This is a genomic window from Pseudomonas sp. GGS8, from assembly GCF_024168645.1.
Taxonomy (GTDB): Bacteria; Pseudomonadota; Gammaproteobacteria; order Pseudomonadales; family Pseudomonadaceae; genus Aquipseudomonas.
On sequence record NZ_JALJWF010000001.1, the window covers coordinates 894,018 to 916,532 of the forward strand.

A 22,515-nucleotide genomic window follows, 5' to 3' on the forward strand; every position below is an offset into this window, starting at 1 on the left:
TCCAGGTGAATAATGCGCGCCACTTGGCTACATAGCTCAGTTGGTTAGAGCATAGCATTCATAATGCTGGGGTCCGGGGTTCAAGTCCCTGTGTAGCCACCAAGTACCTGTTTACAGATGTCTCCATGAGTCTATAAACAACCTCAAGAAGCCCGCCTAGTGCGGGCTTTCTTGTGTCTGGGGCATTCGTTTCATTTCTCCGAATGCCCTGACAGTCTTCTCCACCCTGTATGCCAGAAAAAATTGAATCTGGCATACAGAATAAAATGCAGCGCACACTGGATTCGAGCAGTCTCACAGGAGGCTGAAGACCATGAGCGCAAGAGATTGATCTTAGTACAATCGATAGCGAACAGATTCCAAGGAGGGTGAGACGATCTGCCTTGCACAGAACGCTTCAGAAATATCGTTTGCTGCCGAACACAAATGATCATTACAACAGGACGTAATTAGGAATGAGTGCCAAAATTAATATTCGTGACTTGGACGAGTGTCGCAATATTCATAAAGGTGCTGTCTTTATCGTCGCCTCGGGAGGGTCTGCCAAAGACTTTCATCCTGAGGAGTTCGCTGACGTCCCTATGATTACAATGAATGGGGCAATCTCAAAGTTTATCGGGACCGGCGTGAAGCCTTTTTTCTATGCCTGTACCGATAAAGATTTTCCCGAGCAGCAACCTGAATTGTTCTCCCAAGCCATGCGTCTTAGTGAGCGAGTCGCCTTATGGGAGGACCATGTTCAGAATCTATCGATTGCGCCCAAGGGGAAGGTGTTTTTGCTGAACAAGGCGCCAAAGCTTTCCTGGGGCGCGCTTGTTGGTGCAGATAAAGAGCTGATAAGAAATCGTAATTTTCTCAAGCGTCGCAATCGGCGCATCGGTTTCAGTAAAAACCTGAAACGAGGCTTCTTCGATGCGCGCACTGTTGCCTATTTAGCTCTGCAAATCGCCTATCATGCGGGCTTCAACAAAGTGGTGATGGTGGGGGTTGATCTTAATCAAGCTGCCAGCCGATTTTATGAAGAGAAAAGCACCGTAGTTTCTCCTTGTGGGCTGGATCAGCATTTTCACACCAGGATTTTGCCGTCGTTCGAGATAGTAGCGAGGAAAATAATCAGTGATCGATTCCACGTCTACAATCTTTCCAATTCCTCAAGAATTCCCGCCGACATTATCCCCCGGATACATCCGGATGAGCTTGATGCCTGTGTGCATGGCTTGGGATTCTTCGATTCCATGAAACATCTTGTAAATTATTAGATTAACCGTCGATCTAAAATGACTACGTACCACCAAGTACTAAAAACGGCTTACCGAAAGGTAGGCCGCTTTTTTATGCCTCAAGAAAAGTGACGGGCGAACCCTGATTTGCGTACCACTCCTTCGGCCGATAAAGTCCCCAGACCTTTTATCCCATGGACGGAGTGCCCCACGTGTTCTCAGCCTTCCACTTGAGTCGCTATCGCCTGTCAGCCCTTTCGCTGATCGCCACCGCTTTAACCCTCGCCGCGTGTAACGCCCCACCCTCTTCGCCTTCGGTCTCGACTTTACCGGTCGCGCCGGAAATCGCCTCTGCTTATCGCACCGACCTGCAGACGCGGCACGCCTCCAGACACATGGCCGCAGCCGCCAATCCGCTGGCAGCCGACGCCGGGCGGGAGATGCTGCGCGAGGGCGGCTCGGCGATTGATGCAGCCATTGCCATGCAAGCGGTGTTGACGCTGGTCGAGCCGCAATCGTCGGGTATCGGCGGTGGCGCGTTGATTGTGCTGTGGGATGGCAAGGCTGCGCGCACCTACGACGGTCGCGAAACCGCCCCGGCCGGTGCCACCGAGAAACTGTTCCTGCAAGCCGATGGCAAACCGATGCCGTTCACCCAGGCGCAGATCGGCGGGCGGTCGGTGGGTACGCCAGGTGTGTTGCGGGCGCTGGAGCTGGCCCATCAAAAGCACGGTCGCCTGCCGTGGGCGAGGCTGTTCGAACCCGCCATCAAACTTGCCGAGCAAGGTTTCGCCATCTCGCCACGACTGCATCAGTTGATCGCGGCAGACGCGTTTATCCAGCGCTCACCAGACATGGCCGCCTACTTTCTGAATGCCGATGGCAGCCCGAAAGCCGTCGGTACGCAACTGAAAAACCCGGCACTCGCCGCAGTATTCAAGCGCATCGCCAAGGAAGGTCCGGACGCACTGTACAAAGGCCCGATCGCAAAAGAGATCGTCGCCAAGGTTCAGAGCCATACCAACCCCGGCAGCCTGTCGCTGAACGATCTCCAGGGTTACAAGGCCAAGGAACGCGCGCCACTGTGCACCGACTACAAACGCTGGCAGGTCTGCGGCATGCCGCCACCGTCGTCGGGCGGGATCGCCGTGGCGCAAATCCTCGGCACCTTGCAGGCCCTGGAAACCCGCGATCCGCGTTTTGCCCTGGCACCACTCAAACCGGTCAAGACCAGCACACCGGCGGGCATTGAGCCAGCCCCTGAAGCCGTGCACCTGATCGCCGAAGCCGAGCGTCTGGCTTATGCCGATCGCGCGCAATATGTCGCTGACACCGACTTCGTACCCGTGCCGGTCAAAGGGTTGGTCGACCCGACTTATCTGGCGACCCGCGCGACCTTGATTGGCGACCGCAGCATGGGCCAGGCCAAACCCGGCACCCCGCCGGGCATTCAGGTCGCCTACGCGCCGGACCGCTCGCCGCTGCGCATCTCTACCTCGCAGGTGGTGGCGGTCGATGACGAGGGCGGCGCCGTGTCCATGACCACCACCGTGGAAGCAGCATTCGGCTCGCACTTGATGGTCCAGGGTTTTGTGCTCAATAACCAGATGACCGACTTCTCATTCATCCCCGAAGAGCACGGGCAAAAGGTCGCCAACCGCGTCGAACCCGGCAAACGCCCCCGCTCGTCCATGGCGCCGACGCTGATCTTCGACCGTCGGAGCGGCGAATTCCTGGCCACTGTCGGCTCTCCCGGTGGCTCGCAGATCATCGAGTACGTGGCCAAATCCACCATCGGCCTGCTCGACTGGAACCTCGACCCGCAAGCCGCCATCAACCTGCCCAACTTTGGCAGCCGCAACGGCCCGACCGAACTGGAACAGGGTCAGTTCAGCCCGGCACTGATTCAGGCGCTGAAGGACAAAGGGCACAGCGTGAGCGAGATCGACATGACCAGCGGGACTCAGGCGATTGTTCGAATTAAGGATGCGCAAGGGAAAGCGACGTTGGCTGGCGGGGCTGATCCACGGCGTGAGGGGGAAGCGCTGGGGGATTGAGTCGTACGCAGGAACGAGAAAAGGCTTACCGGGCAGGGTAGGCCTTTTTGAGGACTACCCGTGCGGAATAGATAGCATCAAGTCGATAGTTGATTGGCAAACTGCCCGACCGCGTTCACCACTTTCTGCGCACCGTCCTGGATCTCGACGATCACCGTGCCCGCCTCCGCCGCCAGCGCCAGACCTTGTTCAGCCTGCAGTTTGCCGTCGGTCATCAGGGCCACGGCGTTGCGCGCCATGTCCTGGTTCTGACGCACGACGCCGACAATTTCATCGGTCGCCTGGCTGGTGCGTGAGGCCAATTGCCGGACTTCGTCCGCCACCACGGCAAACCCGCGACCCTGTTCACCGGCGCGAGCCGCTTCGATGGCCGCATTGAGCGCCAGCAGGTTGGTCTGTTCGGCGATGCCGCTGATGGTTTTGACGATGGTGCCGATCACCAACGATTGCTCGTTCAGTGCTTCGATGCCTTCGCCGGCGGTTTGCATGTGTTTGGCCAGGTCACGCATCACGTCCACAGCTTGGGTCACCACGGCAGTACCGCGCTGTGCACTCTGGTCGGTTTGCTGAGAAGTGCTGTAGGCAATGTTGGCCGCCTCGGCGACAGCCTGCTCCTGATGCACCTGATCGGTAACCACCGTGGCGAACTTCACCACTTTGTAGAGCTTGTTGTTGGCGTCGACCACCGGGTTGTAGGAAGCCTCCAGCCAGACCACGCGACCGTGGCTGTCGATGCGTTTGAAACGCTCGGCCACGAACTCGCCGGCGTTCAGGCGACGCCAGAAGTTCTGATACTCGGCACTGTTGTATTCCTCTGGCTCGCAGAAGGTACGGTGATGTTTACCCTGGATCTGCGCCAGGCTGTAACCCATGCCGCTGAGGAAGCGGTCGTTGGCCGTCAGCACGTTACCATTGAGGTCGAACTCGATGACCGCCGTCGAGCGCACCAGCGCGCCGATCAGGTTCTCATGCTCACGGGACGCCTCGATGGTACGGGTCAGGTCGCTGGAGTAAATCGAGAAGTTCTTGATCCGGCCGTCCGAGGACCGCACCGGCTGCATGATTGAACGCAACCAGGCTTCGACACCGTTGCCGCGCAGCAAACGGACCGCGCCGGCAAAGTGTTCGCCACGGGTCAGGGCGGCCTTGAAGCGGTGATGGAATTCATCCGACCTCACGTGGACCGGGAAAAGGTCTTCGACGTGCCGGCCGATCAGGTCGTTGCTTTTGTAGAGCATCTCGCCGATGAAGTTTTGGTTGACCGATTGAATCCGCCCATCGGGGTCGAGGGTCAGAACCAGCATCTCGCTTTCCAGACTCTCCTTGACTTGCAGAAGGCTGGAGAGTTCTTCGCGAAGAGCCGACAGCTCCTGCTTCAAGCGTTTATTGAACATGGGAAAGCACCGATGGACAGAGATAAAAAGCGGCTTACAGCCTAACCATCGGCTTTGCGGGTATTTTCTGAAGAGTTTTTCAGGGTTGTCCTACAAAAATAGTGGCCGCACAAACCGCCTCATGCCGCACCCGCCACCGCACAGCGTCCGACTTGCGGCATTCGCACGCCGAAATACGCCGCGCTACTGATGGCAGGTAAACAATCGCGCTAGTGGACACCCCGCTAGACCATAATCCCAATCGCCCAAAACAGCGCCCCCGCAATAGACCGATTGATTTACTGTTGGCACCGACTGGAGGGGCCGCCTTGCGCCCTGTACACCACAATAAACATAAAAACGAGGTACTCCCGTGGCCGCTGATATCGAAGATAGCCGCTATGCGCGCTTTGCCCTGCATTGTTCAAACTTTGCCGAACGCTGGTTTCCCGACTCCTGGGTATTCGCCGCGCTGGCAGTGATCATCGTCGCTGTGGCGACCATGGTCATGGGCGCTAAACCCACCGACGCCGCCATGGCCTTCGGTGACGGTTTCTGGAGCCTGATTCCGTTCACCATGCAGATGGCATTCGTGGTGATCGGCGGTTACGTGGTCGCCAGTTCGCCACCGGCGGTGAAGCTGATCGATCGCCTGGCACGGGTCCCGAAAAACGGCCGTTCCGCCGTGGCCTGGGTGGCGCTGATTTCCATGGTCGCGTCGTTGCTGAACTGGGGGCTGTCACTGGTATTCGGCGGGCTGCTGGTACGCGCCCTCGCCCGCCGTACCGATCTGAAAATGGATTACCGTGCCGCCGGTGCCGCCGCCTATCTTGGTCTGGGCGCGGTCTGGGCCTTGGGTCTGTCGTCGTCTGCGGCACAATTGCAGGCCAACCCCGCCAGCCTGCCGCCGTCGATTCTGTCGATCACGGGCGTCATTCCCTTTACCCAAACGATCTTTCTCTGGCAGTCGGGCGTGTTGTTGCTGGCGCTCACCGTGGTCTCGCTGATCGTTGCCTACGCCACCGCACCCGGCCCCGCGACAGCTCGCGACGCCAAAGCCTGCGGTATCGATCCGGGTTTCAGTCTGCCGGCGCCAGCACCACGTACCCGCCCTGGTGAATGGCTGGAATACAGCCCGCTGCTGACGATTATGCTGGCATTGCTGGCGGCTGGATGGCTGTTCCATGAGTTTGCGACCAAACCGGCGATCAGCGCGATTTCCGGACTGAACACCTACAACTTCCTGTTCCTGATGCTCGGCGCGCTGCTGCACTGGCGCCCGCGCAGTTTCCTTGATGCGGTGGCCCGTGCGGTGCCGACCACCACCGGCGTGCTGATCCAGTTCCCGCTGTACGGCTCGATCGCCGCCCTGATGACGGTGGTCAAGGGCACTGACGGACAATCATTGGCCCACCACATTTCGACCTTTTTCGTACAAGTTGCGTCCCACGACACCTACGCCCTGCTGATGGGCGTGTACTCGGCTATCCTCGGTTTCTTCATCCCGTCCGGTGGCGGCAAATGGATCATCGAAGCGCCGTATGTCATGCAAGTGGCCAACGACCTGAACTACCACCTGGGCTGGGCCGTGCAGATCTACAACGCCGCCGAAGCCCTGCCGAACCTGATCAACCCGTTCTACATGCTGCCACTACTGGGCGTGCTCGGGTTGAAGGCCCGGGATCTGATCGGGTTTTCGTTCGTGCAATTGCTGGTGCACGCGCCGCTGGTGCTATTTCTGCTGTGGGCGCTAGGGACAACGCTTGCGTATATGGCGCCGGTGATGCCTTGACGCCCGATCGTCAATCCACCATTGATCCAGTGTGGGAGCGGGCTGCTCCTACACTGGCGACTCATTGTTTTTACAATCGTAACCCCTCTGTCACACCTCGCTGCTAGCGTCCCGCCGAAACATATTGAAACAACTAAGCAAGACGGAACTCGCCATGAACGACGAAAAAGACCGCAACGACGCCCCCTCCCCGCAAACAGATACGCCCACTGACACCAGTCGCCGCCGCTTCTTGGGTGGCGTGGCGGTACTCGGTGTCGGCGCGACCCTCAGCGCTTGTGGCAGTCATGGCGATGAGTCGGGTAAACCGGTCGAACGCCCCCTTTCACCTGTCGAACTGGACAAAGCCCTACGCGACCAAGTGAAAACCGTGGTGGTGATCTACGCCGAGAACCGTAGTTTCAATAACCTGTTCGGCGACTTCCCTGGCGTCGAGAAACCGCTCTCGGGCCTCAAGCCCGTCGAATATCAGCAGCGCGATCGCGATGGCAGCCTGTTGCAGACCCTGCCGCCAGTCTGGGGCGGCGTGCTGCAGATCGGCCCGCAAACCCTCGATGGCGTGACTTACCCCAGCGCAACCCAGTTTCAGGAACATCTGCCTAACGCGCCTTTTGCCCTCAAAGGTCCGAACGCAGAAGACTTGCCGTTCGGCCTGGTGACGCGCGACCTGTGGCATGCGTTCTATCAGAACCAAATGCAGATCAATGGCGGCAAAAATGACGGCTTTGTCGCCTGGGGCGACTCCGGTGGCCTGCCCATGGGGCATTACGCCCAGAGTCGATATTCCCTGCGGTTGTGGGACGTTGCCCAAGAGTTTGTGCTCTGCGATAACTTTTTCCAGGGGGCTTTCGGCGGCTCGTTTCTCAACCACCAATACTTGATCAGCGCCACCGCGCCGTTCTATCCGGACGCCGTGAACTCGGTGGCCAAGACACAGATCGCCACGCTGCAAAGCGATGATCCGGCCGACCCACGCCTCAAGCCTCTGGAACAATCCCCGGCCAGTGCCATGACCGGCCCGCCCCAATTCGGCCCCAGTGCGCTGACGCCGGACGGCTATGGGGTCAACACGCTGGCTCCTCCGTACTGGCCGACCTGGATTCGCGACCCCGAGCGCCCGGCGTACGCCAAACCAGACCTGCCGAACGTCATTGTTCCCCAGACTCACGAGCACATAGGCGACAAGCTCTCGAAGAAAAACATCGACTGGGCCTGGTACGCCGGAGGTTGGCAGGCGACGCTGGATCAGTACAAGGACTCCGGCGGCATTCCGAAAATCCCGAACTTCCAGTATCACCACCAGCCGTTCAACTACTTCAAGCAGCAGGGGCCGGAAAACTCGCTGGAACGCGGTAAACGTCTACGGGATGCGGGGTTGGGCGATGAGTCGTATACCAACAAGTTCTTTGCCGATGCCGAGGCGGGCAGGCTGCCGGCGGTGAGCTTCTACAAACCCCAGGGCAACCTGAACATGCACGCAGGTTACGCCGATGTAGCGTCCGGCGACCGGCACATCGTCCGCGCCCTGAAAGTGCTGCGGGAAAGCCCGCAGTGGAAAAACATGGTGGTCGTGGTCACGGTCGATGAGAACGGCGGTTGGTGGGATCACGTCGCACCGCCCAAGGGCGACCGCTGGGGGCCGGGCTCGCGGGTACCGACGCTGGTGGTTTCGCCGTTTGCGCGCAAGGGCATGGTGGATCACACGGTCTATGACACTGGCTCGATTCTGCGGTTGATCACCCGGGTATTTCAGCTTGAAAAGCTCGATGGGCTCAGGCAGCGCGACGATGCGATGATTGCCCGTGGCCAGAAACCCATGGGCGACTTGAGCAATGCATTGCACTTTACCGGATGAAGGAGGTGCTCTGACTGGCGATCTTTTCACTTGGGTACTAGACCGTTCGACACAACTAGTTTCAGTATGTACCCGCCCCACCTCCGAGGGCTCACGCTGAAAAGGATCTGAGCATGTTCAAACTCGCAGGATTCACCCTCGCCGCACTCACCCTGAGTGCCGCCGCCCACGCCGATGTCGATCTGAATCTGGGCAGTACCGAACGCGTCACCCGGCTGTTCGCCTACCCCAACAACTGTAATGTCATCTGCTTCCGCAACTGGACACTGGAGCAGACCGTCGAGCATTACCTGACCCAAAGCGTACAGCGCGATGGCTACAAGACCGCAAAAGTGCTGGTTAAAACCGACAACAACCAGCTCCACGCCCATATCAGCGGTGTGCCCAAAGGCTATGACAAGCCACTGACCGCGCTGCTCAATGCTGGGGATTTGGCCTACAACGGCGCCAACAAGCTGAGTGCCGATGGCAAATGGACCTATAACTGGTACCTGTTCCTGCCGCTGGGCATGGCGCTGGAAAACCGCAAAAGCGTCGAACTGCTGCACTTCCCGCCAGATTATTCCCTGACCCAGGCCCAGGACTATCTGGAGTCCAAGACCACCGACCGCTGGGCCGCGCTGCTGACCGCCAACAACATTCCCGCCGACCAGACACCGGCCTATCAGACGATCATCGACATCGCGCCGATTGCCGCGCCGTCCACCGCTGGCAAGGACCTGGAAGGCGTCTACAACTACTTCACGGACTACCAGACCACCATGGTCAAGGAAGTCAGCCAGAACGCCAAAGGCGCTGCATTGCCCATGGTCGCCTTTGGTTCACCGGTGCGTAACTGGATCAAGCAACAATACGGGCAGACCGTGGACGTGCTGGGCCTGGCAACCATCATCCCGAGCAAGGGTGTGGCGGTCCCCGTACTGGGTTCCAACCACCCGAGCTACATCTGGTACGCCGCCGACCCCGAAGCCTATAGCGGCGACGATGCACAGGCCAAGGCCGACGCCGCGGGGCTGAAAGTCATGGGGCAGGATTTGAGTGCCGCGTGCTGGCAAGCCGGGATGGGCAGTAAACCGGACAGCGACCCTGCCGATCAGCTGAAACGTTGCACTAAAACCTGGCAAGTGACCCAGAAAGAAAAAACCTGCGAACTGTTCTACACCTCGATTCGCAACCTGACACCTGAGCAGGCGGTGGCCAAGTGCGCGACAGCGCCGGTCATATCTGAGCTGAAACAGCTCCAGGCCCCGGCCCTTGTGACCTCCGCATCTGCCCCACACTTGTAAAACGATGAAAGTCTTTCCCGCGTGAGCCATGGCTGACGCGGGAAAGAGCTTTTTACGCCTGTCATATCTGACAGTAGACCAGTTGTGTCATTTGCGAGAGGCTTGGGGGCGTACCCATGTGCTGCAGAGCTGACAGGAGGTCAGCTGAAGGACGTCGTAGCACCCAGCCGACAAGGATTGTTATGAGAGCCCGTGCCGAACAAGAAATAACCCCACCGCCATCCAATGGCATCTATCCCTTTGTAGAGCTGCCCCTTCGCCTTGGATTCCCCTCCAAAGACGACTTTGAAATCATCCATAACGCTCAGGGCTCGGCAATGGCGGTCGCGGCACTGCGCGAGTTCCCCCGCATCAGCCGAATCTGCCGGGTTTCCGGACATCTATTGCCCTATCGCTGCCGACACACCCGGCAGTTGGCGCCCGGAATCCATGTCTACGATCCGTGCTTCAGTGGTCTGCTGAGTCACTCCTGCGACCCCAACGTCTTTCTCGATATGAGCGAGCTGTGGTTATGGGCGCTCAAAGACATCAAAAAGGGTGACCGACTGACGATGGATTTCGCCGCGACAGAAGACAAGCTGCTGCGGCAGTTCGCCTGCCGCTGCGGTTGTCCCTGCTGCCGTGGCTGGATCATCGGCTACGATGAGTCACCGAATGCCAATGGTGAACAGTTCTTTCAACACTGGCGTCGGCGAAGTCTCGGCTGAAAGGCTTTTACAACGCCTCGACCGGGCGCAAACGGTACTGCGGCGGCAACTGCTCAAAACCACTGATGGTGGCGTTCAGGCTCTTCCAGCGACCGTCCTTGATGCCATAGATGCAGCCGTGGATCGACAGGCTCTGCCCGCGGTGCCAGGCGTTTTGCACAATGCTGGTGTGACCGACGTTGGCCACCTGCTGGATCACATTGAGCTCACAGAGGCGGTCGACCCGCTCTTCTTCGGTGGGCAACTTGGCCAGTTCGTCGCGTTTTTCATAGTAGAGATCACGAATCGAGCGCAGCCAGCCGTCGATCAGGCCCAACTGACGATCCTGCATCGAGGCGCGTACACCGCCGCAGCCATAGTGGCCGGTCACCAGGATGTGTTTGACCTTGAGTACATCCACCGCGTACTGAATCACCGACAGACAGTTGAGGTCGGTGTGCAGTACCACGTTGGCCACGTTGCGGTGCACGAACAGATCACCCGGCAGCATGCCGACGATCTCGTTGGCTGGCACGCGCGCATCGGAACAGCCGATCCACAGGTATTCCGGGGTTTGCTGACGGGCTAGCTTGGCAAAAAAGTCAGGATCTTCGCGGGTGATCGCATCAGCCCAGCGCTCGTTGTTATCAATCAGATCTTGTAAGTCGTTCATGCAATGAAGCCTCGAGAATGATGCACTGCTTTGACAGACAACCGCCCGTCGGGGTCACGCACGAGATGCAGATCCCCCTGATGCCCTGATGTATGTAACGGCTAGCTGGCGCTCCATGCCCGCGGGAATTCTCGGCAGTCCAGTGGGTCAATTGTAGTAGGGCCTACAGTATGAGGAATAGCCATGACTGATTCACGACGTCCGTTCGATAAGGAGCAACCCGAGCCCATCGACGACGATGAAGACCGCATGGGCTCGGTGCATGAGCTGGATTTCGACGAGGAAGAACCCGGCACCAGAATCGGCGACCTGACACCTGAACACGAGCATGCACAGCAGATGCCCGACGCGCGCGTCCGTAAACCCCGCATGACTGGGGGCTCGACCAATGACAATGACGCCACCGACGATGACTTGACCCCGGAAACCCTGATCCGTGAAGACGGCGCACGGGATGCCCACGAAGCGGGTGAAGGTGGCCAGGCGGATTGGGATCTGAGCATTGTCGATGAAGACGACATCGGCGGCGGCGACGGGCTGGATGAGGCGGAATTGGCCCAGCGCGATCCGTTGGACGGCAAGCCTTGATTGTTGGCGTCAGTGAAGACGCCTTCGCGGGCAAGCCTCGCCCGCGAAGGCTTTAGAAACGATCAATCAACCAAGGTGCAGGCCATCACCACTGCATCTTCTCGCCCGCCAACCGCCGGGTAGTAATCCCGCCGACGCCCGATCTCGTTAAAACCATACCGTTCATACAACCGAAACGCCGCCCGGTTGCTGTCGCGCACTTCCAGAAAACATTCCCGCGCCTCAGCCTTGTAGGCAATCGACATCAAATGCTCCAACAGCGTCAAACCCAGGCCGCGACCCTGATTTTCCGGTTTGACGGTGATGTTCAGCAGATGCGCCTCATCAAGGATGATCTGCACTACGCCATGACCGACCTGCTGCTGCCCTTCGAACATCAGCCAGATCTGGTACTTGCCCAGGCCATCGAGAAAAATCCCGCGGGTCCAGGGATGGCTGTAGGCCGCGTATTCGATTTTCAGTACAGCTTCCAGGTCCGCCTCGGTCATCGGGCGGAACGATACAGCGTCACTCATTCGATTCTTTCCAACGCGCCATCAGCCGACGCATGGCTTGCCAGACATCAGCCTTACGCTGTGGCTCTTCCATTAATAACTCCAGGCCTGGCAAGGCCCAGACCGAACCCAGGCCTTCGACCTGAAGTTCACGGTTGAAGGATTCGGCGTTGGCCTCACCGGCAAAACGCACCGCCGGCAGGCCGATCAGCCACAGGCAGACGCACGGTGCGTCTTCCAGGCGGGCCGACAGAAAACCTTGTACGAAATCCCGAGCCGCTTCCGGCCCTTGGTCCATTGTGCCGCGCGCCAGCAGCGGCCAGCGCACCGGCTCGCCGACGATCTGCGGGCTGTCCGGCAGACCGGCGGCGCGCAGCATGTCTTTGAGCAACAGATAAGCGGGATCGCGGGTCTGGAAGGTTTCACCTGTGGGTAACTCCACCAGCAGCAGGCAACGACCGGCGCGCAGCAATTGCAGGGCGAAGCGCGGTGGAGGCACAACCGGCGCCTTGACCGCGACCGGGGCCTCCTCTTCTTCGACCTTGGCGTTCGTACGCGTGCTGGCCAACGACGGACGTGGCACCTCGATTTTCACCCGCTCGGCCGGTTTGGCCGCAGGCTCCGCAGGCGCCTGCGCCACCGGAACAGGCGTAACCGGGGTGACGACCAACGGCTCAGGCGTCTCCAGCAGCTCGGGCCGCGATGGCGCGGCAAAGGGCAATTCGGTGCGCGGCAGCCAGTTGACCACCTGCATGGCGGTCAAATAAGCGCGGCGACGGGACTCGATAAGCAAAGGTCGGCCACTTGTGGATAACTAAAGTGCGGTGATTCTACCGCCCTTCGCTCAAGATCGCCCACGCTTGATCGATAGAAAACCGACAGCCCATCCCCAGAGTGAATCGACACGGCTGTGATGAAGTACAATCGCGGCTTTTAATCGCCAACCAGCCGGCCATTCCGATGATCGAACCCAAGCGCGTCTTGCGCGCCCTCGCTGAACACTGGGCACTTCTGGAGCCACTGTGCGAGCACTTCGACCAAGGCACCCTGAGCCTCAACGAACTGCGTTCACAGTTGGCCGCCCAGCAACTGGACAGCACACCGCAGGACATCACCAGCCTGCTGGACGTGTGGATCCGCCTCGACATTCTGGTTCCCGTGGCGAAAAGCCCGAACCGTTTCGAGCTCAACGCGCAGATTCACGATTTCCTCGCTTACCTGCGCCGTGAGCACCGTCTGGGCCTGTGCCTGGAAATCGAAGCCTATCTGCGCCACCTCGAGCGCCTGGCCGGTTACATCCAGGACGCCTTCGACATTCGCGACGGCAACGATCTGGCGCGCCAGTTGCGCCTGCTCGACATGCGTGTGCGGGACGTGCTGAAGAAACTCGCCAACGACGAACAGGCCCTGGTGGCCGTCGCCGAACGGGCCAAGACCAGCGACCGGCAGATTCCGCTGCGTCAGCGTTATGCTGAAGTGCTGGCGACCTGGGACGAATACGTCGAACCGATGATCCAGCTGGTGAATGCCGACGGCGCCTTCGAACAAGGCGTGCGCAAGGTCGAGAACGTGCTGTTGCGCATGCTCACCGAACAGCAGCGCCTCGGCCATCTGGTCGATGACGACATGCTGCTGCGCACCCACGCGCGCATCCTCGAAATGCAGACCAGCGCCCAGCTGACCTTGCGTCACGCCCGCGAACTGCTGCTGCCGCTGCGCGAAGAAGCCCGCCGGCACAACGCCGTGACCCGTGGCGCAGCCCTGGCGCTGTCGGCCATTCGTCGTAAAGGTATCGATGCGGTGCCGCAAGCCGCGATGCCGCTGTTCACCCGCCCGCAAAGCACCTTCCTCGGCAGTGCCAGCCAGGTCGAAGCCTATGTCTACGCCCTGGCCCGTTTCGAGCCGAAACCGGCGCGTTTCCCCAAGGCCCACAAGACCCAGAAAGGCGAAGCCCCGCGTGCGCCACGCACGGTTCGGGAAATGCTCGAACGCTGCGAAGACGCCCTGCCGATGCCAGACCTGATGAGCTGGCTGCTGGAGCAGGAGCCGGACGGCGCCACCGACGAATTGCTCTATTGGTTCTCGCGCCTGTCGCGGGAAAAACGCTTCAAGCGCGAGCGTCTGGAACGCCGCGATTACCACACTCATGAGCACCAGGTCAGCCTGCGCTCCTTCGCCCTGCTCTCGGCCCGCGATGACGCGCCCGAGAATTCCGCGAGCACTCCTCATGCATCTTGATCTATCCGAACTGTCTCAGCTGGCGCCGATCTTTCGCGAGCTGTTCAAGGGCTACCACGTCAGCCGCCGCGACCCCGAGCTGTACGCCCAACTGTCGAACTTCCAGGACCAGTACCGCACCCTGTTCAAGGCGCTGGGTTTTGAACTGGTGTGCGACACCCGTGGTTTCTATTACTTCGTCCCAGACCTGGCCGCCGCCGCCGTGAACAAGACTGCCCAGCGTCTGGCGCTGTTCACCTTCATCCTCGTCGAACACCTGGCCGACCAGGGCCGCGACCCGATCGCCGTGCTCGACGGTGGCAGCCTCGGTCGCGATGAATTGCCATCGTTGCTGGAGAAGTACCGCGACCTGTTCATCCAGGCCGAAGTGCAGACCGTCGAAGAACTCGAAGAAAAGATCATGCGCCGCATGACCCAACTCGGTTTCGCCGGCGAAGAAAACGGTGTCTACCGTTTCCTGCCGCCGATGCACCGTTTCCTCGACGTGTGCCTGTCGGTCCAGCAAGACCGTGACCTGGCCGCCAGCCTGCACAGCGTGCTGCCGTTGCCGGCGCCGGTGCTGATCGACGAAGACAGCGACGAAAAACTGCTGCAGACCGACGACCCGCTGGACCTCAGTGAATTCGAAGGTGAAAGCGAAGAAGACGCCCTGGCCCGCGCCATTGCCGAAGAACAGGAGACCGACGCATGAGCAAGGAACGCTACGGCATTCGCCGCTTTGCCCTTTTGAACACCGCCGGCTACAGCCTCGGCCTGTTCCCGCTGGAAGAACCGCTGTCGGTCTACGGCGCGAACAACCTTGGTAAGTCCGCCTCGATCAACGCCTTGCAGTTCCCGATTCTGGCGCGCATGTCGGACATGAGTTTCGGCAAGTACAGCCTGGAGCAGTCGCGGCGGTTCTACTTCGCCTCGGACACCAGTTACATCCTGGTCGAAGTCTCCCTGCCCCACGGCCCACATGTGATCGGCGTGGTCGGTCGCGGCCCGGGCGGCGGTTTCGGCCATCAGTTCTTTGCCTACGCCGGCAAACTCGACCTGGCCCATTACCAGAAAGACGACACCTGCCTGCGGCAGAAAGAGCTGTTCACCAATCTTGAGCGCGAAGGCCTGAAAGCCTACGAACTCAAGCCGGATGAACTGCGTCGTTTGCTGGTGGGCGGCCACACCTCGATTCCGCTCGACCTGACGCTGATCCCGCTGCGCTCCACCAGCGAGCAGAGCCTGAAGACCTTCCGTGCCCTGTTCATCAATTTGCTGCACATGCGCGAAATCACTGCAGCCAAGCTCAAGCAGTTGTTCCTCGATGCCTTCGAACACAGCCTGCGCTCCGGCAGTGTCGATTACATCGCCGCGTGCGAAGAAGCGTTCCGCGATGTACGCCGCATGGAGCAGGACTACAACTCGCTGGTCGCGGCCGGTCCCTTGGTTGAAGCCTTGGCCAACGGCGTGAAACAGCGCGATATCCTGCGTGGCAAACTGCATCGCCTGTCGCCCCTGCTCGACTCCCTGCTCGGCACTTGGTCGGATTACGCCAGCGCGCGCAAGGAAGAACTGACGATTCAGGCCGAGCATTACCGCAACGAGCAGGACGCCCTGCAAAACGATCAACGCGGCGGCACTCAGGAGCTGATGCGCCTGGAGCGGGAAATCACCGGCATCCAGCGCTGGCTCGGCGAGTTGTCGGTGCTCAAGCATCGCTTCGCCCTGGTCGATGACGTCAAAGTCCTTGAGCAACAACTGCTCGCGGCCAAGGATGCGCATGACGAACTGGCCGGTGCGCTGGCCCAGTCGCGGCAGTTCTCGGCCGAAGACCTGGAAGAGCGTCTGCGGGATCTGGAAAAACGCCTCAAATCGGTGAAGCAACAACTCGATCACGCCGACAACAACAGCTACGCTCGTCTGCGCGAAGAGTTCTCGCAGCAGGACGTCGAACGCCTGATGCGGCTGTTCAACAGCGCGCTGTTCAGCCTGCCGCTGGGCGAACACGGCATTACGCTGGACGAGGAAGGTCAGTGGGTCAAATCCATGGAACTGATCCTGGATGGCTTCAAAGGTGAGCGTTTCGAAGTGCCGGGCCTGTCCATCGACATCTCGCACATCGAGCCCCCAGCCCTGCAAGCCTTGGCCGACCGCGCCGCGCTACGCGATCAGAAAGAGCGTCTGGACAAAGAACTCAAGCAACTGAAAACCCAACAAGCCGTGGCGGCCGACCGCGCGGCCAGCAAGACCCAGACCGAAGCCCTGTATCAGCAAGTGCTGGATGCGCAGAAAGCCCTGGAAGATTTCCGTCGCGCGCAAACCCTGAGCGCCGAAGAAGGCGACAAGCTTGAGCAATTGGCGCAGATGGAAGCCGCTCAAGACGAGTTGAAACGCTCCAGCGATGCCTTCACCGAACGCGTCCAGCAACTGTCGGCCAAGCTGCAACTGGTCGGCCGGCAGATCGGCGACATGGAAGCCAAACAACGCACCCTCGACGACGCCCTGCGCCGCCGTCAGCTGTTGCCGGCCGACCTGCCGTTCGGCACGCCGTTCATGGACCCGGTCGACGATTCCATGGACAACCTGCTGCCATTGCTAAATGACTATCAGGACAGCTGGCAAGGCCTGCTGCGCGCCGACGGGCAGATCGACGCGCTCTACGCGCAGGTTCGCCTGAAGGGCGTGGCCAAGTTCGACAGCGAAGACGATATGGAACGTCGCCTGCAACTGCTGATCAACGCGTACGCACACCGCACCGATGAAGCCCTGACCCTCGGCAAGGCGCGCCGCGCGGCAGTCACCGATATCGCTCGGACCCTGCGCAACATCCGTAGCGACTACGACAGCCTCGAGCATCAACTGGCGCTGTTCAACCGCGAGATCAACAAACGTCAGGTCTCCAACCTGCAGAGCTTCCGTATCGTGCTCGCACCGAACAAGGAAGCGCTCAAGCACATTGACCAGATCATCCACAGCGCCGGTCAGTACGAAGAAGGCGAAACCCTCTCCGTCTTCGACCTGAGCCAAAGCGCCGAGCAGGACAACAAGAACGAAGAAGCCAAGGAATACCTGGCGCGGCTGGTGGCAGCCAACCACAACCAGCTCGGTCTCAAGGATCTGTTCGAGCTGGCGTTCGAGATCACCAAGGTCAATGGCCAACCGGTGATCCACACCGACATCGACGGCGCGGCCTCCAACGGCACCACCATGACCATCAAGGCGCTGACCAACATGTACTTGTTGCTGCACTTGATGGACCGCGACCAGGCCGGTCGCGTGCGCCTGCCGTACTACCTCGACGAGGCAGCGGACATCGACGAGAAGAACCAGGCAGCGCTGTTGGAAACCAGCCTGCAACTGGGCTTCGTGCCGATCCTGGCGAGTGTGAAGCCGCAAGTCTGCGCCAGTGTCGCCATCGACCTGGAAGGCGGCAGCGGCCCGAACGGCATCTACATCGACGAAGCGGACTGGAAGTACATCCGTCGCCACGATGAAGTGCGGGCAACCGTCAACGTGCAAGCGGACGAGCCGGAGCTGGATGCGGTCTGATTCGCGTTAGTCGATGCCAATAAAAAGGCCGCGATCCAACCTGGATCGCGGCCTTTTTATTTATGGGTACATTCTTGAAACCTTCGGTGAGTTCCATCGCCCCTTCGCGGGCAAGTCGAATCGTCGCACCGCCGCTCCCACAGTGATCTTCGGTGTTCGCACCATTTGGGCAACAACGAAGATCCCCTGTGGGGCTTGCCCCCGATGAACGATAACGCGGTCTTACGTGATCGGTGCCGGGTTGAACAAGGTGATGTCGTTATGCAGCTTGTGCTGCTCCGCCCACGTCTGTTTCTTGCCGCTGGCCACGTCCAGGTAGTAATGGAACAACTCCCAGCCGAGGTCTTCGATCGACGCCCGCCCGGTGGCAATCCGCCCGGCATCGATGTCGATCAGGTCCGGCCAGCGCTGCGCCAGTTCTGTGCGAGTCGACACCTTCACCACTGGCGCCATCGCCAACCCATAAGGCGTACCACGCCCGGTGGTAAACACATGCAGGTTCATCCCCGCCGCCAACTGCAACGTCCCGCAAACAAAATCACTGGCCGGGGTCGCACAGAAAATCAGCCCTTTGCGCTTGAACCGCTCGCCAGGGCCAAGCACGCCGTTGATCGCGCTGCTGCCGGATTTGACGATCGAGCCCAAGGACTTCTCGACAATGTTCGACAACCCGCCCTTCTTGTTCCCCGGCGTGGTGTTGGCGCTGCGATCCGCTTCGCCCTTGGCCAGGTAACGGTCGTACCAGTCCATTTCGCGCACCAGTTCCTCGGCGACTTCCTGGGTTTCGGCGCGGGACGTCAGCAGGTAAATCGCATCGCGCACTTCGGTGACTTCGGAAAACATCACCGTCGCACCGGCCCGCAGCAACAGGTCCGAGGCATAGCCCAGCGCCGGGTTGGCGGTGATTCCGGAGAACGCATCGCTGCCGCCGCACTGCATGCCGAGGATCAGCTCGGACGCCGGCACAGTTTCCCGGCGGCGTTGATCGAGCTTCTTCAAACGGGTTTCGGCCAGCGCCATGATCTGCTCGATCATCTCGGTAAAACCGTGACTCGAATCCTGCAAGCGGTACAACCACGGCTCGCTCAAATCCACCGAGCTGTCGTTCTCGTGCATCACCTGCCCGGCCTGCAATTTCTCGCAGCCCAGGCTGATCACCAGTGCCTCGCCCCCCAGGTTTGGGTTACGTGCCAGATTACGCACAGTGCGGATCGGGATGTACGCGTCGGTGGCGGTGATCGCCACGCCACAGCCGTAACTGTGGGTCAGCGCCACCACGTCATCGACGTTCGGGTACTTGGGCAGTAACTCGTCCTTGATGCGTTTTACTGCGTGATCCAGCACGCCAGTGACGCACTGCACGGTGGTGGTGATGCCGAGAATGTTGCGCGTACCCACGGTGCCGTCGACGTTGCGATACCCCTCGAAGGTGAAGCCTTCCAACGGTGCCTGCGCGGCCGGCACTTCGGTGGACAGCGGCAAGCTGTCCAGCGGTGGCGCGGTGGGCATGCGCAGTTGATCTTCCTTGACCCAGCTGCCGCGCGGGATCGGCTGCAACGCGTAGCCGATCGTCTGGCCGTAACGAATCACCTGACCGCCCTCGGGAATGTCCTCGAGGGTGACCTTGTGGCTCTGCGGCACGAAATCCACGGTGACCAGGCCATCGGGGAACTCGGTGCCGGCCGGCACGCCCTGATCGTTGACCACGATCACCACATTGTCCCGCTCGTGCAGGCGGATGTAGCGCGGCGAGTCGGAATGTTCAATCAACTGCATGACGCCGCTCCTCAGGAATGCGCTTCCGATAACTTATTGTTCGTTTCAGGACCGCTGACCGGCGGCTCTTTGAGTACCACACGTTTGATCGGGCCAACGATCACCAGGTAGCTGAATACCGCGACCAGCGCGTTGCAACCGACGAACACCAGCGCCCACTTGAACGAGCCGGTGGAGCTGATGATGTAACCAATGACAATCGGCGTGGTGATCGACGCGATGTTGCCGAACATGTTGAACAGGCCACCACTCAAACCGGCGATCTGTTTCGGCGAGGTATCGGACACCACCGCCCAGCCCAATGCGCCCACGCCTTTGCCGAAGAAGGCCAGGGCCATGAAGCCGACTACCATCCATTCAATATCGACATAGTTGCAAGCCACGATGCTGCTGGAAACCAGCAGACCGGCGATGATCGGCGCTTTGCGAGCGAAGGTCAGCGAGTGGCCCTTGCGCAGCAGATAGTCAGAAATGACCCCGCCGAGCACCCCACCGATAAACCCGCAGATCGCCGGCAACGAGGCAATGAAACCGGCCTTGAGAATGGTCATGCCGCGCTCCTGCACCAGGTACACCGGGAACCAGGTCAGGAAGAAGTAGGTGATGCCGTTGATGCAGTACTGGCCCAGGTACACGCCGAGCATCATGCGGTTGGTCAGCAGCTGGCGGATGTAGTCCCACTTCGGGCCGTCGACCTTTTTACCTTTGCCCTTGTCCTGGTCCATGTCGACCATGCCGCCGTTGTCGGCGATGTGCTTGAACTCGGCGTCATTGATCATCGGGTGTTGGCGCGGGCTGTGGATAACCTTGAGCCAGATCCCCGAGAAGATGATGCCGATCACGCCCATGACGATGAACACGTGCTGCCAGCCGAAGGAGTAAACAATCCAGCCCATCAGCGGAGCGAACAATACGGTGGCGAAGTATTGCGCCGAGTTGAAGATCGCCGAGGCAGTGCCGCGTTCAGCGGTCGGAAACCACGCTGCCACAATGCGTGCGTTACCGGGGAAGGATGGCGCTTCGGCCAGGCCTACCAGAAAGCGCAGCATGAACAGCGCGACAACGGCGGTGGAAAGCCCGAACTCACCGACATAGCCTTGCAACACGGTGAACAGCGACCAGGTGAAGATGCTCAGGGCATAGACTTTTTTCGAACCGAACCGGTCCAGCAGCCAGCCACCGGGAATTTGCCCGGCCACGTAGGCCCAACCGAATGCGGAGAAGATGTAACCGAGGGTGACCGCGTCGATGCCGAGGTCTTTTTGCAGGCTGGAACCGGCGATTGCAATGGTCGCCCGGTCGGCGTAGTTGATCGTGGTCACCAGAAACAGCATGAGCAGGATCAAATAGCGGACGTGAGTCGGCTTGGTCGATTGCATTGTAGATGTACTCCCACTGATTATTTTTATGCGGGTAATAACGATTTTTTTGTAGGCGCCGGCTTTTGTGGGAGCCGGCGCCTACAGGTATTGCGGTGTATCAGGAACCGACGTAGGCCGTTTTTACGACCGTGTAAAACTCTTGCGCATAGCGACCTTGCTCACGTGAGCCATAGGATGAACCTTTACGCCCACCGAACGGAACGTGGTAATCCACACCGGCGGTCGGCAGGTTGACCATCACCATCCCGGCCTGGGAGTGGCGCTTGAAGTGGTTGGCGTACTTCAGCGACGTGGTGGCGATGCCCGCCGACAGGCCGAACTCGGTGTCATTGGCCATGGCCAGCGCTGCCTCGTAATCCGCTACGCGAACGATGTTGGCCACCGGGCCGAAGATCTCTTCACGGCTGATGCGCATCGCAGCTGTGCTGTCGGCAAACAGCGTCGGGGCGAGGTAATAGCCCTCGGTGTCGCACGTCACCAGACCACCGCCGCTGACCAGACGAGCCCCTTCGGACTGGCCGATGTCGATGTACTTCAAGTCCTGTTCAAGCTGCGCTTGCGACACTACCGGGCCGATATCGGTGTCGGACCTTAAGGCGTGGCCGACCTTGATCGACTTCATGCGCTCGGCCATGGCTTCGACGAATTTGTCGTGAATCCCGGCGGTGACGATGAGACGGCTCGACGCGGTACAACGCTGACCGGTGGAGTAGAACGCGCTCTGTACCGACAGTTCGACCGCTTGCTTGAGGTCGGCGTCATCGAGAATGATCTGCGGGTTCTTGCCGCCCATTTCCAGCTGCACCTTGGCCTGACGCGATACACAGCTGACAGCGATCTGCCGGCCCACGCCCACGGAGCCAGTGAAGCTGATGCCGTCGACTTTCGGGCTCTGCACCAGCGCATCGCCAACCACGCGACCGCTGCCCATCACCAGGTTGAACACCCCGGCCGGGAAACCCGCGCGGGAGATTATTTCTGCCAGCGCCCATGCACAACCCGGCACCAGATCGGCAGGCTTCAGAACCACGCAGTTGCCATAGGCCAGCGCCGGAGCGATTTTCCATGCTGGGATCGCGATCGGGAAGTTCCATGGAGTGATCAGACCGACCACGCCCAGCGCTTCGCGAGTGACTTCGACATTGACTCCCGGACGCACCGACGGCACGTAGTCACCGGACAGGCGCAGACATTCACCGGCGAAGAACTTGAAGATGTTGCCGGCGCGGGTCACTTCGCCGATGGCTTCGGGCAGGGTCTTGCCCTCTTCTCGGGCCAGCAACGTGCCGAGCTCTTCGCGACGGGCGAGGATTTCAGTGCCGACTTTATCCAGGGAATCGTGACGTGCCTGAATGCCGGAAGTGGACCAGGCCGGGAACGCGGCGCGAGCGGCGTCGATGGCGGCATGGACCTGCGCCAGGTCAGCCTTGGCATAGTCGCCGAGGGTATCGCTCAGTTCGGACGGGTTGATGTTGGCGCAGTAATCACTGCCCGTCACCCATTCACCATTGATGTAGTTATCAAAACGCTTTGCATCTGCCACAACAAATCTCCTCACGCAAAAAGC

Annotated in this window: 17 protein-coding genes and 1 tRNA gene; 11 read left to right on the forward strand and 7 right to left on the reverse strand. The window is 60.0% G+C overall.

The annotated features are described in order from the left end of the window. Nucleotides 1–25: 25 nt before the first annotated feature. The 3 genes from J3D54_RS04000 to ggt all read left to right on the forward strand — a co-directional run bounded on the left by J3D54_RS04000 (nt 26) and on the right by ggt (nt 3,277). Nucleotides 26–102: transfer RNA gene (locus tag J3D54_RS04000), tRNA-Met, on the forward strand. A 353-nt stretch (nt 103–455) separates the two neighbouring features. Further along, a complete protein-coding gene (locus J3D54_RS04005; protein WP_253416785.1) occupies nt 456–1,259 on the forward strand; it encodes a lipopolysaccharide biosynthesis protein in 804 nt (267 codons plus the stop codon). 173 nt (nt 1,260–1,432) lie between these two features. Beyond that, complete coding sequence (gene ggt / locus J3D54_RS04010) at nt 1,433–3,277, forward strand: gamma-glutamyltransferase (protein ID WP_253416786.1); 1,845 nt, start codon at nt 1,433–1,435, stop codon at nt 3,275–3,277. A gap of 77 nt (nt 3,278–3,354) precedes the next feature. Here the strand turns inward: ggt and J3D54_RS04015 are convergent, their stop codons facing one another. After that, nucleotides 3,355–4,671 carry a PAS domain-containing methyl-accepting chemotaxis protein gene (locus J3D54_RS04015; protein ID WP_253416787.1) on the reverse strand — a complete coding sequence of 439 codons (1,317 nt, stop codon included), beginning with the start codon at nt 4,669–4,671 and terminating at the stop codon, nt 3,355–3,357. A gap of 352 nt (nt 4,672–5,023) precedes the next feature. Here J3D54_RS04015 and J3D54_RS04020 point away from each other — a divergent pair, with 352 nt between their 5' ends. From J3D54_RS04020 to J3D54_RS04035, 4 genes are all read left to right on the forward strand, one after another. Next, nucleotides 5,024–6,442: a TIGR00366 family protein gene (locus J3D54_RS04020; RefSeq protein ID WP_253416788.1), complete on the forward strand. Its 1,419-nt coding sequence runs from the start codon at nt 5,024–5,026 to the stop codon at nt 6,440–6,442. Between the two features lie 154 nt (nt 6,443–6,596). Then, nucleotides 6,597–8,297 carry an acid phosphatase gene (locus J3D54_RS04025; protein ID WP_253416789.1) on the forward strand — a complete coding sequence of 567 codons (1,701 nt, stop codon included), beginning with the start codon at nt 6,597–6,599 and terminating at the stop codon, nt 8,295–8,297. A gap of 113 nt (nt 8,298–8,410) precedes the next feature. Continuing rightward, nucleotides 8,411–9,583 carry a hypothetical protein gene (locus J3D54_RS04030; RefSeq protein ID WP_253416790.1) on the forward strand — a complete coding sequence of 391 codons (1,173 nt, stop codon included), beginning with the start codon at nt 8,411–8,413 and terminating at the stop codon, nt 9,581–9,583. A 182-nt stretch (nt 9,584–9,765) separates the two neighbouring features. Next, the gene (locus tag J3D54_RS04035) at nt 9,766–10,290 is read left to right on the forward strand and encodes an SET domain-containing protein-lysine N-methyltransferase (RefSeq protein WP_253416791.1); all 525 of its coding nucleotides are present in this window, start codon (nt 9,766–9,768) and stop codon (nt 10,288–10,290) included. A 7-nt stretch (nt 10,291–10,297) separates the two neighbouring features. Here the strand turns inward: J3D54_RS04035 and can are convergent, their stop codons facing one another. Continuing rightward, complete coding sequence (can, locus tag J3D54_RS04040) at nt 10,298–10,942, reverse strand: carbonate dehydratase (RefSeq protein ID WP_007939732.1); 645 nt, start codon at nt 10,940–10,942, stop codon at nt 10,298–10,300. A gap of 183 nt (nt 10,943–11,125) precedes the next feature. Here can and J3D54_RS04045 point away from each other — a divergent pair, with 183 nt between their 5' ends. After that, entirely contained in the window at nt 11,126–11,530 is a 405-nt protein-coding gene (locus J3D54_RS04045; RefSeq protein WP_253416792.1) for a serine kinase/phosphatase, read from the forward strand. 62 nt (nt 11,531–11,592) lie between these two features. Here J3D54_RS04045 and rimI read toward each other — a convergent pair whose 3' ends face one another. Next, the gene (gene rimI, locus J3D54_RS04050; protein ID WP_253416793.1) at nt 11,593–12,045 is read right to left on the reverse strand and encodes a ribosomal protein S18-alanine N-acetyltransferase; all 453 of its coding nucleotides are present in this window, start codon (nt 12,043–12,045) and stop codon (nt 11,593–11,595) included. After that, complete coding sequence (locus J3D54_RS04055) at nt 12,038–12,778, reverse strand: energy transducer TonB (protein WP_253426494.1); 741 nt, start codon at nt 12,776–12,778, stop codon at nt 12,038–12,040. Before J3D54_RS04055 ends, rimI begins: the two co-directional genes overlap by 8 nt. A 206-nt stretch (nt 12,779–12,984) precedes the next feature. Here J3D54_RS04055 and mksB point away from each other — a divergent pair, with 206 nt between their 5' ends. The 3 genes from mksB to mksF are packed head-to-tail and all read left to right on the forward strand — an operon-like array spanning nt 12,985 to nt 17,790. Further along, nucleotides 12,985–14,262 carry an Mks condensin complex protein MksB gene (gene mksB, locus J3D54_RS04060; protein ID WP_253416794.1) on the forward strand — a complete coding sequence of 426 codons (1,278 nt, stop codon included), beginning with the start codon at nt 12,985–12,987 and terminating at the stop codon, nt 14,260–14,262. Next, nucleotides 14,252–14,953 (forward strand): Mks condensin complex protein MksE, encoded by a 702-nt coding sequence (gene mksE, locus J3D54_RS04065; protein ID WP_205890934.1) that lies wholly within the window; start codon nt 14,252–14,254, stop codon nt 14,951–14,953. Before mksB ends, mksE begins: the two co-directional genes overlap by 11 nt. Further along, nucleotides 14,950–17,790 carry an Mks condensin complex protein MksF gene (gene mksF, locus J3D54_RS04070; protein ID WP_253416795.1) on the forward strand — a complete coding sequence of 947 codons (2,841 nt, stop codon included), beginning with the start codon at nt 14,950–14,952 and terminating at the stop codon, nt 17,788–17,790. The genes mksE and mksF overlap by 4 nt, the downstream gene beginning before the upstream one ends. A 222-nt stretch (nt 17,791–18,012) precedes the next feature. Here the strand turns inward: mksF and garD are convergent, their stop codons facing one another. The 3 genes from garD to J3D54_RS04085 all read right to left on the reverse strand — a co-directional run bounded on the left by garD (nt 18,013) and on the right by J3D54_RS04085 (nt 22,491). Then, nucleotides 18,013–19,566, reverse strand: a complete 1,554-nt coding sequence (gene garD / locus J3D54_RS04075; protein WP_253416796.1) for a galactarate dehydratase — start codon at nt 19,564–19,566, stop codon at nt 18,013–18,015. Between the two features lie 11 nt (nt 19,567–19,577). Next, a complete protein-coding gene (locus tag J3D54_RS04080) occupies nt 19,578–20,945 on the reverse strand; it encodes an MFS transporter (protein WP_018929531.1) in 1,368 nt (455 codons plus the stop codon). Nucleotides 20,946–21,045: 100 nt separating this feature from the next. Next, nucleotides 21,046–22,491 (reverse strand): aldehyde dehydrogenase family protein, encoded by a 1,446-nt coding sequence (locus J3D54_RS04085; RefSeq protein WP_253416797.1) that lies wholly within the window; start codon nt 22,489–22,491, stop codon nt 21,046–21,048. Between the last annotated feature and the right edge of the window lie 24 nt (nt 22,492–22,515).